Below are 13,588 nucleotides of genomic sequence, written 5' to 3' on the forward strand. Positions count from 1 at the left end.
TTCCCTCCATGATCGACAGCCGTAAGTTCATTGCCAGATCTCTTGGCGCCATCGTAGCAGTAGCCGTCGCGGTTCTAATCGCCGGCTGGCTTTTCGGCCCGATAGGCTGGTTTCTAGGTGCGGGCGTTGCGTGCACGACCGCAGTCATAATCAAGGCGTTTGTGGATGACCGGTATCGGCGACGTCTGGCAGAGCGAGGCCTGCTGAAAAGCTCGCTTGGCTCATAACCAAGAGGACGCAGGTTCGAATCCTGCCCCTGCAACCAAATCAGGACGGGGGCCAACGAACTGGGTCATCGAGCCTGTCGGCAATACGGCGCATCGTTTCGTTCGCTTCGGCTATTTGTCTGCTGATCTGGCCAATATGGTAGGCCGCATACTCAGCGGCGGCAGCGATCCGCATAGTGCTGTCTGCCGTCTGAGCCGGGGCAAAGTCTTTCTCGAAGTGCGCCTTAGCGCGGGCAGCTGCAGTTTCTGGGTCAACCATGTGGTTCCCTTTCCCTCTGTCAGACGCGCATCCTCCCATCACTCTCGGCACCTGTCGAGCGGTGGCTGCAAATGTCAATTGCTGCGGGATTTAAGCATGGTGTTCACCGCCAGGCGTAGCGTCTCGATGGTAATTCGGCACTCTACGATGAGTTCGCGATTTCTTGCGCCTGACCTCATCAGATTGTTGAGTCGCTCCGAACTAACCGACAATTCAGCTAGAACGGAATTGCCTAAGATGGCGGCCGCGTTGGGGAGCTTTCCAATGACATGGTTTGACCAGAGCGAAAGAGCCGAAACCTTCGCGAATGTTTCAGCAAGTTGAGTCGAGAAGGCGTCATGGCGGGAGCTTTCCAGCTTCAGTGACGCCTTGCCAATCCCGAACTCAACGTTGAAAAATTCCCCATCCGAATCTTTCGACCCGCGCTCGATAGTCCGCACTAGTAGTTCGAAATGGCGCTCCACCTCTTCGAGGCTACTCTCCAATTTCTCAAGCGGAGTAATCGATCCGGCTGCCTGCGCGATCGCTGGTGGTTGCTCATCTAGGTTGCGCACAAAATCGACGAACTGCAAAGCAAAGGACGCCGCCGCAATCCAGCAAGCCACAACTGTGTACGGGTCCGGGTCGATAAACTCATCGGGCAAATTGTCGGCAGCGCATCCAATAGTCATTTAAGTCCCCATTCTGAAAGTAGCCGAGGTAAACCAGAAATGCCGCTGACCGACAAGCAGCAGCGCTATCTGAGTCTATCGAGGGGGACCTCAGTATTGACCTGATGATACTCGTTAGGGTTTGAGGTCGGTGGCCACGCAATACCGCGAGCGTCTTTTGTTACCTGGAAGCGCACAATTGCCCGAACCTCTCCATCGTTTGCCTCAATGGGCTCGCGCCTGATCTCGATGATCTGGCCACCTAGATACGATAGCTCAGACTTGGCGGCATGCATGCAGAAGGTTTTGCCGATCAGTCCGGCGATTTGCTCGTCCTTGACGCGCCAGGAATAGGAATCGTGGGCGCCAGTGTCCCGATCAACCAGCACGAGACCCTTTGGGCGAGAGCCCTCCTGACGGCAAATCACGTGCAGAGAAACAGCTTCGGACATTGTCCGCCCCCTTTGAAAAACAATCAAACCCCGATGCAGGAAATCAAACATGTCTCGCGGCGGCAATAGGCCGGGTGCCGGGCGCAAGCGTGGTGCACCGAATAAAGCGTCAGTAGAGCGTCAGAAGAAGGTCGCAGCGACTGGCGATACACCTCTCGACTACATGCTGAAGGTGATGCGCAACCCGAAAGCCGATGCCTCGCGGCGCGATGACATGGCTAAGGCCGCGGCGCCGTATGTGCACCCCAAGCTCGCATCCATGCAGCACAGTGGGCCACGTGGCGGCCCAATCCCTGTAGTCGACCTGACGAAACTGAGTGGTGATGAACTCGATCAGCTCGAAAGCATCTTCGGCCCGCTTGCCGGACCCGGTGACGATGATGCGCCAGATCAGGCAGGAGAGGGCGCGTAGGGCGGCAGAGGCCGAGCGGGAGCGGGTTGCTCGAGATGCCGAGCGCATCAGGGCACGGTGCCAGACCCTTGAAGGCTTCATCACCGAGTTCTGGGATGTCCTGGAGCCAAAGAAAGAGCTGAAGTTCGGCTGGGCTCTCCGGGCGATGTGCCACCACCTGGAGGCTGTCACCGAGGGGCGCATCCAGTTCCTGATGATGACCGTGCCGCCAGGCATGATGAAGTCGCTGGTGCTGGTCTTCTGGACCGCGTGGGAATGGGGGCCAATCGAGCGGCCCGACATGCAGGTGCTGGCAACATCGTACAGCCAGCCCAATGTGTTGCGCGACAACGTCAAACTCCGGCGCCTGGTCGAAAGCGAGAAGTTCCAGACGCTCTGGCCTCTCAAGCTTCGAGACGACCAGAACGCCAAGGGCAAATTCGAGAACACCGGCAGCGGCTTCAGCGAGGCGCGTCCATTCAGTTCGATGACCGGTGGCCGCGGCGATCGGGTGAAGATCGACGATCCGCATTCGACCGAAACCGCCGAGAGCGACACTGAGCGCGCCAACGCGGTTCGCATCTTCCGAGAGGGTATCTCGGACCGTCTCAACGATGTGACCAAGTCGGCCATCGTCATCATCATGCAGCGACTGCACGAGCAGGATGTCGCCGCTGTCGCATTGGAACTCGACATCGGGTTCATCCATCTCAACCTGCCGATGGAGTTCGATCCGGATCGAGCCTGCCGGACATATGTCGACGGCGAGCTGTTCTTCGAAGATCCGCGGACGGTCGACGGGGAACTGCTCTTCCCAGAGCGATTCCCGCCAACGGAGATTGAGCGCCTCAAGCGGGCGAAGGGTTCCTACGCCTATTCCGGGCAGTATCAGCAGCGGCCGGCGCCCCGCTCTGGCGGTATGTTCCAGCGCGGCGACTTCGAGGTTGTTGACGCAGTTCCTGCCGGCGCCGTTCGATGCAGAGCATGGGACTTCGCGGCAACCCAGCAGGCGCCGGGAAAGCAGCCAGACTGGACCGTGGGCCTAAAGATGGCCTACGCCGCAGGCATCTTCTATGTCGAGGACGTTCGGCGCGATCGGTGGTCACCAAACGACGTCGAGAAGAACTTGAAGTCGACTGCCAGCCAAGACGGCTTGGACGTGCGGATTAGGATGCCAGAAGACCCGGGCGCTGCCGGCAAGGCCGATGCAGCAACCAAGGTCAAACTGCTGGCTGGTTACAACGTGGGTGTGGTCAGGCCGACCGGTGAGAAGGCGGTACGCGCCAAGCCAGCATCAGCCCAGGCTGAGGCCGGCAACGTGAAGCTTATTCGCGGACTGTGGAACGACACCTTCCTCGACGAGGTTTGCTCGTTCCCCAACGCACAATTCGATGACCAGGTGGACGCCTTTGCCGATGCTCTGAATGAGCTGGCGTTGGGCTCAACCTTCACGCTCGACAATATTTAAGGGAGGGGGCTCAGCCACAGCTAAGCCCCATGCGTTCAATCGACATGCTCGGGCATGTCTTTGAGCTGATCTTCCGTCCAGGTCGTGACGGCATGAACTACGCCTTCCTCGTCACGCATGAATTGGAGTTGGCTGACAGGAACCGCCACCTGCTTGGCGCCGATGCCAAGGAAACCGCCAACATCAATGACTACCTGAGCGGTGCTTCCAGAGCCGTGAAGATGTGACACAAATCCGATGTCTTCGTCGTCGGGCCCGAAGACACTGGCGCCTTCCAGCATTTCGGCCGTGAGCTCAGCTTCGGTGAGGCGAACGTGAGTGCTGTGATCCATTGCTGGTCTCCTCTGGGGTTGGACATCCCCAACACCTGAAACATCTGTCCGTTCCGAAGGAAGCCAGGCCGATGACAAATGTGATCGCGATGTTTCGCGACAGCCTGACCAATCTTGTGTCGCGCCTCGGTACGGACCGGGACAAGGCGGCAAGCTCTTTCTACTCGTTGCCTGTCCTGTCGGACTCTGAGCTGCTGAACGCCTATCGTGGGGCTTGGCTGCCCCGGAAGATTGTCGACATTCCCGCCTTTGACAGTGTCCGGGCATGGCGTGACTGGCAGGCTGATGGGACCAAGATCGAGGACATCGAGGCGGAGGAAAAGCGCCTCAATGTTCGTGGCAAGGTGCTCGAGGCGAGGACCAAGGCTCGTCTATGGGGCGGTGCTGCCATCCATATCGGCACGGGTGATCTGGAACTCGCCAAGCCCCTCGATGTCGAGCGCATCGGCAAGGGCGGCATCAAGCATCTAACCGTGCTGACCCGCCGTCAGCTTTCCGCCGGAGAGATCGAGCGCGATCCAGGCTCGGAATGGTACGGCAAGCCGAAGGACTACAAGCTCACGGCCGGCGACAAGGTGCAGGTGGACATCCATCCTTCGCGCCTGGTCATCTTCAGCGGCAGCCCGCAGCCTGACGTCGAATTGGTCGGAAGCAGTGAATTGGTCTGGGGCGACAGCGTGCTGCTCGCTGTCATGGAGGCGATCAAGCAGGCCGATGGCACCGCGGCGAACATCGCCAGCCTGATCTTCGAAGCCAAGATCGACATTATCCGCATTCCGAACTTCATGGCCTCGCTCGGAGACGAGGGCTACAAGCGCAAGATCATCGAGCGCTACACCTTGGCCAACACCTCCAAGGGCATCAACGGTACGCTGATGCTCGACAAGGAGGAGGAATACGAGAGCAAGTCTGCCTCGTTTGCCACACTTCCCGACGTGCTGGACCGGTTCTTGCAGATCGTGTCCGGTGCGGCCGATATTCCGGCTACCCGACTTCTCGGCCAGGCGCCGGCAGGCATGAATGCCACGGGCGAATCTGACCTGCGCAACTACTATGACCGCCTCCAGGCCATGCAGTCGCTGGAGATGACGCCCGCCATGTATCGCATGGACGAAGCGCTAATCCGCTCGGCGCTCGGTTCACGCCCCGCCGATGTCTATTACGAGTGGGCACCGCTCTGGGGCATGTCGGAAAAGGAAAAGGCCGACGTCTTCAAGACCAAGGCCGACGCTGCTCGAGCAATTGCCGGCAGCAGTGGCCAGCAGTCGCTTATGCCGATCGATGCGCTGTCTGATGCGTTGGTGAACACCTTCGTTGAGGATGGCTCTCTGCCAGGGCTTGAGGCGGCGATCGAGGAATATGGTACGCTCGCCGAGCAGGAACCGGACGAAGACGAGCAGGCAGCGGCGGCAACGCCTCCGAAGCCGACCGAGAGGCAGGCTGCGAACGATGCCGAGCCTCGGACGCTGTATGTTCGCCGCGATGTGGTGAACGCCGCAGAGATCAAGGCGTGGGCCGAAGGGCAGGGCATCACGGACATTGTGCCCGACCTGCACGTCACGATTGTCTACTCGCGCACGCCCATCGACTGGATCAAGGCGGGCAACGCCTTTGAGTGGGGCCCAGAGCGTGATGGGTCAATGCTGATCCCCAAGGGTGGCCCGCGCGTGGTGGAGCCACTCGGCAACATGACCGCTGTGCTGATGTTCGCTTCGTCGCAACTGTGCTGGCGCCACGAGGAAATCGTGCGGGCTGGTGCGTCACACGACTTCGAGGACTACCAGCCGCACATCAGCCTGACAAAGGCACCGGTCGACCTGAACACGATCGAGCCATATCGGGGCAGGATCGTGCTGGGGCCGGAAGTGTTCGAGGAACTCAAGGAGGGGTGATCCTTATCGGCTTGTCTGGGAATGCCTTCTTGAACATGTTGATCACATCGAGCGCAGCGTTTTCGTGTGAATGATAAATCGGCTTGGTGACTGCCGAGGGGCTTGTTGCGTTCTTGGGGTAGTACAACTCGGCGTAGATCAAGCCTGTTCCCGAGTCATAGTCGGTTTCAATCCTAAAAGTAGCCATCCCGTTCCTCCCGTTTGATTCTGAGGAAGCCTACCATGCAATTCACAGACGCTGTAACCGTCGCGGGAACGCGCCGGACCGGAGACGGCTACCTTATCGCTGAGGCGAGGGCGGTGCGTACTGGCATCCAGCTTTACGCTGGCCACGAGGTCGGCAAGCCGGATCTGGCGACCGTGCGTGTCTACCGCGCAGCCGATCAGGTCTTCGCCCAGGACAGCCTGCAGTCGTTCAGCCACGCGCCGATCACTATCGATCACCCTGACCAGGAAGTGACGGCCGACAACTGGAAGGAACTGTCGGTCGGCGAGGTCAGCACCGCGGCCAAGCAGGACGGCCAGTGGGTCATGCTCCCGCTGATCCTCAAGGATGCCGCGGCCATCACAGCCATGGTGAGCGGCAAGCGCGAGCTGTCCGCCGGCTACAACTGCGAATTGGACTGGACGCCCGGCATTACGGCCGATGGCGAGGCCTACGACGCGCAGCAGCGCTCCATCAAGATCAACCATCTCGCGCTTGTCGATCGTGCGCGGGCCGGTTCACAAGCTCGCATCGGTGATGCGGGGAACTGGGGCGCCGCCCCGATTTCAACCACTGACAAGGAGATTGTCACCATGAGTGACGCACTTCGTACTGTGGTCGTGGACGGACTGTCGGTGCAAACCACCGATCAGGGCGCCCAGGCCATCACCAAGCTGCAGGCCGATCTTGCATCGTCCGCAGCGAAGTTCACCGACGCCCAGACCGACCATGCCAAGGCTCTTGCAGCCAAGGATGCCGATCTGGCCAAGAAAGACGCCGAGATCGATGGCCTCAAGGCCAAGATCCTCTCCGATGCTGACCTCGACAAGAAGGTGGCGGCCCGTTCTGACCTGATCAGCAAAGCCAAGGCGATCGCCAAGGACGTCAAGACCGACGGCCTCTCGGATGCAGCGATCCGTCGCGCTGCCGTTGTCGCCAAGCTCGGTGACGCTGCCGTGGCCGACAAAGCCGACGCCTACATCGACGCCCGCTTCGACATCCTGGTCGAGGACGCAGCCAAGAACCCGCCTGATCCCTTCCGGCAGGTCGTTCAGTCGGGCGTCCAGACTGTCAGCGACGCCGCCAACGTCAACGATGCCTACAACCTGATGCTGGAGCGTGATCGCAACGCTTGGCAGGGCAAGAAGGAGACCGCGTAATGGCTATCCCTCCCGTGTCTTACAGCCGCGACACGCCTCGCGGTTATCCGGGCATGATCGCGACGACCGAGCCTCACCACATCATCTCGATGATCGTGGCAGTCGGGTCCGCTGATATCCCGTTCGGCCGCGGCGTGCTGTTCGGCACTCTGGAGGACACCGTTGCCCTCCCGGCCGCCGTCGGCAAGTTCGCCGGCATCGCAGTGGTCGATCGCACGATCCCTGCTGAACAGGGTGAGGTCTACAAGCCTTACGACCAGATCAGCGTCATCAAGAACGGCTCGATCTGGGTCACGGCGCTTGTTGCCGTCGCCCAGGGTGATCCGGTCTACATGACGCCGACCGGCACCTTCACCAACGTGTCCAACTCCAGCGCCAATCAGCTCATCGAGAATGCTGAGTGGGCGACGGTCACGTCCACCACCAACCAGATCGCCAAGATCCGCCTCGGCGTGACTAAGTAAGGGGAACACCAAGATGTTCACGACTGACGCGCCAGCCTTGGCGCTTAACTTCCTGCGAACTGCGCAGAACTACATCGAGCCGGGCATCTATGCTCGCCAGTATCCGGACTTCCAGTATCGGGAGCTGGTTCCTGTCGATAACTCCGCTCCCGACTGGACCACGGCGATCGACTTCTTCTCCATGGGGGATGACGTCGGCGAGGCCCGTGAGTTCGCCCCTGACGGCGACGACATCAACTTTGTCGACTTCAAGCTCGACAAGGGCTCGAGCCGCGTCTTCATGGTTGGTATCGGATATCGCTACAACCTTCAGGAGCTTGCCCATGCTCAGGCATATGGCATTCGACTGACGGACGAGCGCGCCGACGCTGCCCGCCGCAAGTATGAGCAGTTCGTCGACAATCTCGCCTTCATCGGTCGTGCCAAGCTCGGCATGTCGGGTCTGATCAACACGGCCAGTGTTACCGCACTGACGGCGGCGAACGGTGCTGGCGGTACGGCAACGTGGCCAACCAAAACTCCGGATGAGGTCGTTGCAGACTTCAACCGTGTTCTCGGCGTCATCTTCACCGAGTCCAACGGCATCGAGACGGCGGATACGATCCTGATCAGTCAGGACCGGTACAACTTCCTGATCGGCAAGCGCCTCGATGCGACGTCGGAGGTGAACCTGCTGGACTATGTCCTGCGGGCGAATGTCTACACGGCGCGTACAGGGCGTCCGCTGACCATCCGGGCGGTCTTCGGTCTGGAAACGGCCGGCGCCGGCGGCACTCAGCGTATGGTGGCCTACCGCCGTACGCCGGATGTCGTGAAGATGCACGTACCGATGCCGCTGCGTTGGCTCCAAGCTGAACAGCGTCTCCTGAAATTCGAGGTTCCGGGCATCTTCCGGACCGGCGGCGTTGAAGTGCGCCGTCCGGGCGCGATGCGCTACCTCGATGGCATCTGAGGAGATCGCTATGACGAAGCAAGTCACTCTGGAAAACACCCGTGCGGGAGGCTTTGGCCTCCCAACTGGTCAGGTCGTGCCCGGCAACGGTTCCATCGTCGTGGAGCCTGAAATCTGGGAGGCAGCCAAGGACCATCCGGTAGTCAAGGCCATGGTCGACGGCGGTCACCTCATCGTTGATGGCAAGGGCAAGAAGAAGTACTCAGCCGGTGATGAGCGCGACGAGAACGGCGACACCGCCGAGATGGCAGAAATGCGCAGGCGTTTCGATGCCTCGTTTGCGGCCGTGACAACCGAACTTCAGGCGGAAAAGGCGAAGGTCGCCGATCTGGAAGCGCAGTTGGCCAAGGTAAACCAGGGCAACGGCGAACCCAAGTCGGCGGCTGATGTTCTAGCGCTGGCCGACGGCAACTTCATGGCCTTCAAATCGGCAGCATCCAAGTTGCTCGGCGACAAGACCCCGTCGAAGAAGGACGAGATTGTCGCCGCGCTTGAGGAGTTGGCAACTTCGTAAAAGCTAAATGGCCCGGCACCCTGGAGCCGGGCCTGTTCCTTGAGCGTCCGCTAAAAGCTAGCGCTCCGAGTCCACGTTTCGAGTTTGCTTCCATTCGTCCTCCCCCTGTTGAGATAGGCGCGGGCGACTGCTTTCAGCACTGGTGAAGCTCTTCAGGCACCACGGGCAGCGGGGCGCTGCGCGTGGAATGGGTCCTGCACAAAACTGACAGAACCGACGGGCATGCATCTTACAATTCCTCCTTGAGGCGCCGTTGTCGGCGCTGCGCCCAAGGTGCTTAAGATTGCAACCGAAAGATGGCGGCTAGGCCTTTGACCACAAAGGCAAATTGCCTCATGCGACATTCAAGCGAGAAGGTAATCTCAGATGGCCGGCTACGGAACAAATGAGGGGTTCACCGCCTACGCTGCCGCTGCCGGCTATGCTGTACCCGCTGGTGATATTGCAGCAGCCCGCCAGCGTGGGAGCACCTACATTGACGGCACCTATGGGGCTCGTTTCTCAGGCCTTCCGACCGGGGGCATTGAGCAGGAACGGGCATGGCCTCGCACCGGCGCCACGGCTTATGGCAATGCGCTGGCAGACGGCATAATTCCGCTTCGCGTGGTCAATGCCTCCTACGAGGCTGCGCTTCTTGAATTGCAGTCTCCCGGCTCGCTTTCCGCTGTCGTGTCCGGTTCATCGCTGGTCAAGCGCGAGCGGGTCGAGGGCGCGGTAGAGGTGGAGTATGCGGTCTCGGACAAAACCGACCTTGCAACCGCCGCACGCCCAGTTGTGACCGTGATCGACGGCCTGCTCGCCCCGCTGCTGACAGCGGCGCTGCCCGGCATTCTGGTGGTGTGATGAGCGGCTTTGACTACGGCCGCATGCAGGGCACCGCAACCCGGCTCATGGTGCGGTTCAAGCAGGGTGCGGTTCGGCTGAAGCGCGTGACGCTAGGCACGCCGCCCAACGAATGGACGCCTGCGCCCGAGACGGTTGAGACCTGGCCCCTGGCTGCCACCGTCAAACGGCTGCACCAGCGTTACGAGAACGGCGTCTTGATCGTCGAGACAGGCGACATGGTGACGTTCGCGGTGCCAGAGGTGGAGCCGCAGATCACTGACAAGCTCGTCATCGACGGCGCCGAGCGCGTCATCACCAACCTGACGCCAATACCGCCGGCAGGCACTGTTGTTGCCTACAAGGCTTGGTGCGCGGCCTAGTCGGCTTTCAGGAATACCGTCAACTCCTTGGGTGACGGTTGGGTGGCAAGGTCGTAAATGGCCAGCTCTACGGCTACGATTGTTCCTGTAAACGCGAGCTTGCTGCTGAAAGTCCGGTGCCTGGAAATTCTGATCCGGTCGCCGACTACTATCTCAGATCTCGCAACATCTTCCGCGCTGTGAATGAGCTTCCCAGTGGCCTGGTCGACAAATTGAGCCCGCATGTTCCCTCAAATCCGAGACGCTGCCTGTGCTCAAACGCCTATCACCTCGCGAGCGGCTCGAACAGCTTGGCTCCGACCTCACGCCGACGTTGCGAGCCGCCTTCATGGAGGCGATCGACGACATCCGCTCGAACATCGTGCTGCGCAGGATCGTGGAGCGCCTGGAGCGCGGTGACATCAATGGCGCTATCGCCGCCATGCATCTCGACCAGGCAGCATTCCGGCCGCTGGACGAGGCGATCCGGCAGGCGTTCAACGGAGGCGGTGTCGCGACCGTCGAGCAGATGCCCACGCTGCGCGACCCGAACGGCCACCAGATCGTCATCCGGTGGGATGCGAGGAACCTGGCCGCCGAGGAATGGCTGCGCGAGCACAGCGGCACGCTGGTCAGCAACATCATCACCGATCAGCAGGCCGCGATCCGCGCCGCGCTGTCTGAAGGGCTTGCCCGAGGCGACAATCCAACCCGGAGCGCGCTGGACATAGTGGGGCGGGTCAATCGGGTCACAGGCCAGCGAGAAGGGGGCATCCTTGGGCTCACGGCTCAGCAGGCCGCCTATGTCGACACTGCGCGCCAGGAACTGCTCTCTGGCGATCCTGTGGCGATGCGGAACTATCTGGAGCGCACCCGGCGGGACAAGCGGTTCGACAGGACCATTCTCAAGGCGTTGAATGAAGGCAAGCCCCTGCCGGCTGATGCCGTGGCCAGGATCGTTGGCAGGTACTCGGACGGGCTGCTGAAGCTCAGGGCCGACACAATCGCGCTGCATGAGACGTTTTCGGCGCTGGGTGCGTCACGGGACATCGCATTCCGCCAGCAGATCGAGGCGGGCAGGGTTCAGGCTCAGCACATCACCAAGACATGGCGCCACACCCCACAGGAACATCCCAGGGCGCAGCACGTTGTGATGCATGGGCAGGTGGTGCCATTCGATCAGCCGTTTATCGCTCCAGACGGGACGTCAATTCGCTACCCACATGCCCCCGGGACGCCCTCGCGCCATACGATCGGTTGCAAGTGCTTCGCCGAATACAAGATCGACTTTGTCGCTCAGTTGGTGCGCTAATGGCCAGCTTCGCCGCAACTGTCGGTCAGTGGGCCCAGAAGGTCGAAGGTGCGCTTGAGGCGGTGTTCAAAGAAGCCGCCCAGGAGTTGGTGTCGCAACTGAACCAACTCGTACCTGTCGGCGAGACGGGGTTTCTTCGGTCCTCGCTGATGGCGTCAACCACGGCTATGCCGACGCTGACCCGGGCCAACCCAGGCATGACAGTGCCGGCCGATCTCGGTGACATCCTGCTGGTCATCAACAGCGCCGATCTCGGGGACACCATCTTTCTCGGCTACACCGCCAACTATGCCGCTTTCGTGCACTTCGGAGCTCAGGGCAGGACGCCGCGACCGTGGGTGACGATGGTTGCTCAACGGTGGGAAATGATCGTCGCCGAGAAGGCGCGTGAAGTGAAAACAAGGTTAGGGCTGTAGACTGTCCCCTTGAGTACGCATCGATGCTGGTCATATGCTGCTTTTATGGCTGAAAGTGACATCTACCTTTGTCGCGTGTGTGGTTTTGATAACTATCCGGACGCCCCTTGGGGTGCTGATGGCCACATGCCTTCGAATGAAATCTGCCCCTGCTGTGGGGTAGAGTTTGGATATGACGATGATGGTGGTCCAGATTTTCTGAGCCGCCGCCGGAAACATTGGGTTGTCGCTAACGAGTGCCGCTGGGCAATGCCAAAGCTTAAGCCGGCGCAATGGAGCGCCAAAAACCAGCTGCTTTCTGTTCCAGTCCGGTTTCTCCACGAGCGGGATAAACAATTGATAGCGGGTTTGCCCTGATCGGGAACCCGCGCCGGGACCATATCTCATGCCATCCATCGAAACATCGATCTGGCTCGCTCTGAAGGCGAGGGCGCAGGCGCTTGTCCTGTCGCCAGTGCTCCCGGTTGCATGGCCGAACGAGAGCTTCACCAAGCCTACCGGCGGCTATCTCAGGGTCACGCACGTACCGAATGTGAACCGCCGGTTGTTTCTCAGTTCGACCGATCCACATCAACGCCTCGGGCTTCTGCAGATCGACGTCTTCGGCAAGAAGAACGAGAATGCTGCGGTTGCAGTCGAGATTGCCGGTAAGGTGGCCGAGCACTTTGCGTGCGGCACCGACATGTGGCGCGACGGCCTCCGGGTGAGCGTCGCCAAGGCTCCCGACATGGGCCAGTCGATCGACAATGACACTCATCAGCAGGTGCCAGTCACCATCGCCTACGAGTGCTTTGCATAACCATTCCCGGCCATCCGGGTTCATCAGGCGGCTTTCGGGCCGCCTTTTTCATGCCAGCCATTGAAAAGGAGAAACCCGATGGCGCGGACCAACAAGGACCGTAAGGTCTATATCTGCACGACGCCTCAGCCTACCGACCTCAATCAGGCTGCATATGAAGCCCTGACGTGGGTCGAGGTCAGCAATGTCGGTGCCGTCGGTGAGGCCGGCACAAACACCAACATCGTCAGCTATGACGAGCTTTCGACCGACGTCACCCAGAAGGGCAAGGGCATCTCGAATGCCGGCGATCCCACGATCGAATGCGCCCGCAACCCGACCGATCCGGGCCAGATCGCCCTGCGTGCAGCGGCGAAGACCAACTTCACCTATGCGTTCAAGTTCGAGGACAAGGACGCACCTGACGCCAGCCACACCAACTCGGTTTATTACAACCGCGGCCTGGTGACCGGCCCCACGCGCCCGAACGGCCGCAACGAAGACTTTATCCTGGAAGTGTTCACGCTGGCCCTGAACCAGCGCGAGATCGTCGTCGATCCGGTGTCGCTCGTCGTCGGAACCAACTCGGCGCTGCCCTCGATCACCGGTGCCAGTCTGGCACAGGGCGCGACCCTTACCGCGCTCGAAGGAACGTGGACCGGCAACCCGACCAGCTACACCTATCAGTGGCAGGCTGACACTTCGGGCAACGGCACCTTCACCAACATCAGCGGCGCCACGGGCAAGACCCACATCCTTGCAGCGGGCCAGTCCGGGGACGCCGTGCGCGTGGGTGTCATCGCCGTGAACCCCGCTGGCGCCTCCACGGTGGCCTACTCGCTGCCCGTTGGCCTCGTCGCCGCCTAACCCCGTTTCTGCGCAGAACGGGCCGCTCTTGCTGTCGGGGCAGAGCGGCCCCCCCCCCCCGACAT

18 protein-coding genes and 1 tRNA gene are annotated in these 13,588 nt (G+C 60.7%); 14 read left to right on the forward strand and 5 right to left on the reverse strand.

What is annotated here, in order from left to right:
- Window positions 1-188 precede the first annotated feature (188 nt).
- Window positions 189-261: transfer RNA gene (locus H5P29_RS13530), tRNA-Met, on the forward strand.
- 6 nt (window positions 262-267) lie between these two features.
- Here the strand turns inward: H5P29_RS13530 and H5P29_RS13535 are convergent.
- The 3 genes from H5P29_RS13535 to H5P29_RS13545 all read right to left on the reverse strand — a co-directional run bounded on the left by H5P29_RS13535 (window position 268) and on the right by H5P29_RS13545 (window position 1,588).
- Window positions 268-486 (reverse strand): hypothetical protein, encoded by a 219-nt coding sequence (locus H5P29_RS13535; RefSeq protein WP_154384889.1) that lies wholly within the window; start codon window positions 484-486, stop codon window positions 268-270.
- A gap of 74 nt (window positions 487-560) precedes the next feature.
- The gene (locus H5P29_RS13540; RefSeq protein ID WP_154384890.1) at window positions 561-1,157 is read right to left on the reverse strand and encodes a hypothetical protein; all 597 of its coding nucleotides are present in this window, start codon (window positions 1,155-1,157) and stop codon (window positions 561-563) included.
- A gap of 65 nt (window positions 1,158-1,222) precedes the next feature.
- A complete protein-coding gene (locus H5P29_RS13545; RefSeq protein WP_154384891.1) occupies window positions 1,223-1,588 on the reverse strand; it encodes a hypothetical protein in 366 nt (121 codons plus the stop codon).
- Window positions 1,589-1,637: 49 nt separating this feature from the next.
- On the opposite strand from H5P29_RS13545, the gene H5P29_RS13550 reads away from it, so the two are divergent.
- Both H5P29_RS13550 and terL read left to right on the forward strand, forming a co-directional pair.
- The gene (locus H5P29_RS13550) at window positions 1,638-2,000 is read left to right on the forward strand and encodes a hypothetical protein (RefSeq protein ID WP_154384892.1); all 363 of its coding nucleotides are present in this window, start codon (window positions 1,638-1,640) and stop codon (window positions 1,998-2,000) included.
- On the forward strand, window positions 1,966-3,447 hold the full coding sequence (gene terL / locus H5P29_RS13555) for a phage terminase large subunit (RefSeq protein WP_154384893.1): 1,482 nt from the start codon (window positions 1,966-1,968) through the stop codon (window positions 3,445-3,447). The genes H5P29_RS13550 and terL overlap by 35 nt, the downstream gene beginning before the upstream one ends.
- A gap of 35 nt (window positions 3,448-3,482) precedes the next feature.
- On the opposite strand, the gene H5P29_RS13560 is transcribed toward terL, so the two are convergent.
- Window positions 3,483-3,779 carry a PRC-barrel domain-containing protein gene (locus tag H5P29_RS13560; protein WP_154384894.1) on the reverse strand — a complete coding sequence of 99 codons (297 nt, stop codon included), beginning with the start codon at window positions 3,777-3,779 and terminating at the stop codon, window positions 3,483-3,485.
- A gap of 71 nt (window positions 3,780-3,850) precedes the next feature.
- Between H5P29_RS13560 and H5P29_RS13565 the strand changes: the two genes are divergently transcribed.
- Entirely contained in the window at window positions 3,851-5,671 is a 1,821-nt protein-coding gene (locus H5P29_RS13565) for an anti-CBASS protein Acb1 family protein (RefSeq protein WP_154384895.1), read from the forward strand.
- On the opposite strand, the gene H5P29_RS13570 is transcribed toward H5P29_RS13565, so the two are convergent.
- Window positions 5,658-5,858: a hypothetical protein gene (locus H5P29_RS13570; protein WP_154384896.1), complete on the reverse strand. Its 201-nt coding sequence runs from the start codon at window positions 5,856-5,858 to the stop codon at window positions 5,658-5,660. The genes H5P29_RS13565 and H5P29_RS13570 overlap by 14 nt on opposite strands.
- 35 nt (window positions 5,859-5,893) lie before the next feature.
- On the opposite strand from H5P29_RS13570, the gene H5P29_RS13575 reads away from it, so the two are divergent.
- The 10 genes from H5P29_RS13575 to H5P29_RS13620 all read left to right on the forward strand — a co-directional run bounded on the left by H5P29_RS13575 (window position 5,894) and on the right by H5P29_RS13620 (window position 13,523).
- Window positions 5,894-7,036, forward strand: a complete 1,143-nt coding sequence (locus tag H5P29_RS13575) for a DUF2213 domain-containing protein (protein ID WP_154384897.1) — start codon at window positions 5,894-5,896, stop codon at window positions 7,034-7,036.
- Window positions 7,036-7,500, forward strand: a complete 465-nt coding sequence (locus tag H5P29_RS13580) for a DUF2190 family protein (RefSeq protein ID WP_154384898.1) — start codon at window positions 7,036-7,038, stop codon at window positions 7,498-7,500. Before H5P29_RS13575 ends, H5P29_RS13580 begins: the two co-directional genes overlap by 1 nt.
- A 13-nt stretch (window positions 7,501-7,513) precedes the next feature.
- Window positions 7,514-8,452: a DUF2184 domain-containing protein gene (locus H5P29_RS13585; protein WP_154384899.1), complete on the forward strand. Its 939-nt coding sequence runs from the start codon at window positions 7,514-7,516 to the stop codon at window positions 8,450-8,452.
- Window positions 8,442-8,966, forward strand: coding sequence for a hypothetical protein (locus H5P29_RS13590; RefSeq protein WP_154384900.1), 525 nt, complete (start codon window positions 8,442-8,444; stop codon window positions 8,964-8,966). The genes H5P29_RS13585 and H5P29_RS13590 overlap by 11 nt, the downstream gene beginning before the upstream one ends.
- Window positions 8,967-9,332: 366 nt before the next feature.
- Window positions 9,333-9,809, forward strand: a complete 477-nt coding sequence (locus tag H5P29_RS13595; RefSeq protein WP_154384901.1) for a DnaT-like ssDNA-binding protein — start codon at window positions 9,333-9,335, stop codon at window positions 9,807-9,809.
- A complete protein-coding gene (locus tag H5P29_RS13600) occupies window positions 9,809-10,171 on the forward strand; it encodes a hypothetical protein (RefSeq protein WP_154384902.1) in 363 nt (120 codons plus the stop codon). The genes H5P29_RS13595 and H5P29_RS13600 overlap by 1 nt, the downstream gene beginning before the upstream one ends.
- A gap of 328 nt (window positions 10,172-10,499) precedes the next feature.
- Window positions 10,500-11,462, forward strand: coding sequence for a head morphogenesis protein (locus H5P29_RS13605; RefSeq protein ID WP_246670744.1), 963 nt, complete (start codon window positions 10,500-10,502; stop codon window positions 11,460-11,462).
- Window positions 11,462-11,878, forward strand: a complete 417-nt coding sequence (locus tag H5P29_RS13610; RefSeq protein WP_154384904.1) for an HK97 gp10 family phage protein — start codon at window positions 11,462-11,464, stop codon at window positions 11,876-11,878. The genes H5P29_RS13605 and H5P29_RS13610 overlap by 1 nt, the downstream gene beginning before the upstream one ends.
- Before the next feature lie 385 nt (window positions 11,879-12,263).
- Window positions 12,264-12,677: a DUF4128 domain-containing protein gene (locus H5P29_RS13615; protein ID WP_154384905.1), complete on the forward strand. Its 414-nt coding sequence runs from the start codon at window positions 12,264-12,266 to the stop codon at window positions 12,675-12,677.
- Window positions 12,678-12,755: 78 nt separating this feature from the next.
- On the forward strand, window positions 12,756-13,523 hold the full coding sequence (locus H5P29_RS13620) for a hypothetical protein (RefSeq protein ID WP_185910360.1): 768 nt from the start codon (window positions 12,756-12,758) through the stop codon (window positions 13,521-13,523).
- The last annotated feature ends 65 nt before the right edge of the window (window positions 13,524-13,588 follow it).

Origin of the sequence: Aminobacter sp. MDW-2, assembly GCF_014250155.1 — a bacterium.
Classification (GTDB): domain Bacteria; phylum Pseudomonadota; class Alphaproteobacteria; order Rhizobiales; family Rhizobiaceae; genus Aminobacter; species Aminobacter ciceronei.

Coding starts and splice junctions, on each gene's coding strand:
- H5P29_RS13535 (WP_154384889.1), bottom strand. CDS start 486: ATGGTTGACCCAGAAACTGCAGCTGCCCGCGCTAAGGCGCACTTCGAG.
- H5P29_RS13540 (WP_154384890.1), bottom strand. CDS start 1,157: ATGACTATTGGATGCGCTGCCGACAATTTGCCCGATGAGTTTATCGAC.
- H5P29_RS13545 (WP_154384891.1), bottom strand. CDS start 1,588: ATGTCCGAAGCTGTTTCTCTGCACGTGATTTGCCGTCAGGAGGGCTCT.
- H5P29_RS13550 (WP_154384892.1), top strand. CDS start 1,638: ATGTCTCGCGGCGGCAATAGGCCGGGTGCCGGGCGCAAGCGTGGTGCA.
- terL (WP_154384893.1), top strand. CDS start 1,966: ATGATGCGCCAGATCAGGCAGGAGAGGGCGCGTAGGGCGGCAGAGGCC.
- H5P29_RS13560 (WP_154384894.1), bottom strand. CDS start 3,779: ATGGATCACAGCACTCACGTTCGCCTCACCGAAGCTGAGCTCACGGCC.
- H5P29_RS13565 (WP_154384895.1), top strand. CDS start 3,851: ATGACAAATGTGATCGCGATGTTTCGCGACAGCCTGACCAATCTTGTG.
- H5P29_RS13570 (WP_154384896.1), bottom strand. CDS start 5,858: ATGGCTACTTTTAGGATTGAAACCGACTATGACTCGGGAACAGGCTTG.
- H5P29_RS13575 (WP_154384897.1), top strand. CDS start 5,894: ATGCAATTCACAGACGCTGTAACCGTCGCGGGAACGCGCCGGACCGGA.
- H5P29_RS13580 (WP_154384898.1), top strand. CDS start 7,036: ATGGCTATCCCTCCCGTGTCTTACAGCCGCGACACGCCTCGCGGTTAT.
- H5P29_RS13585 (WP_154384899.1), top strand. CDS start 7,514: ATGTTCACGACTGACGCGCCAGCCTTGGCGCTTAACTTCCTGCGAACT.
- H5P29_RS13590 (WP_154384900.1), top strand. CDS start 8,442: ATGGCATCTGAGGAGATCGCTATGACGAAGCAAGTCACTCTGGAAAAC.
- H5P29_RS13595 (WP_154384901.1), top strand. CDS start 9,333: ATGGCCGGCTACGGAACAAATGAGGGGTTCACCGCCTACGCTGCCGCT.
- H5P29_RS13600 (WP_154384902.1), top strand. CDS start 9,809: ATGAGCGGCTTTGACTACGGCCGCATGCAGGGCACCGCAACCCGGCTC.
- H5P29_RS13605 (WP_246670744.1), top strand. CDS start 10,500: ATGGAGGCGATCGACGACATCCGCTCGAACATCGTGCTGCGCAGGATC.
- H5P29_RS13610 (WP_154384904.1), top strand. CDS start 11,462: ATGGCCAGCTTCGCCGCAACTGTCGGTCAGTGGGCCCAGAAGGTCGAA.
- H5P29_RS13615 (WP_154384905.1), top strand. CDS start 12,264: ATGCCATCCATCGAAACATCGATCTGGCTCGCTCTGAAGGCGAGGGCG.
- H5P29_RS13620 (WP_185910360.1), top strand. CDS start 12,756: ATGGCGCGGACCAACAAGGACCGTAAGGTCTATATCTGCACGACGCCT.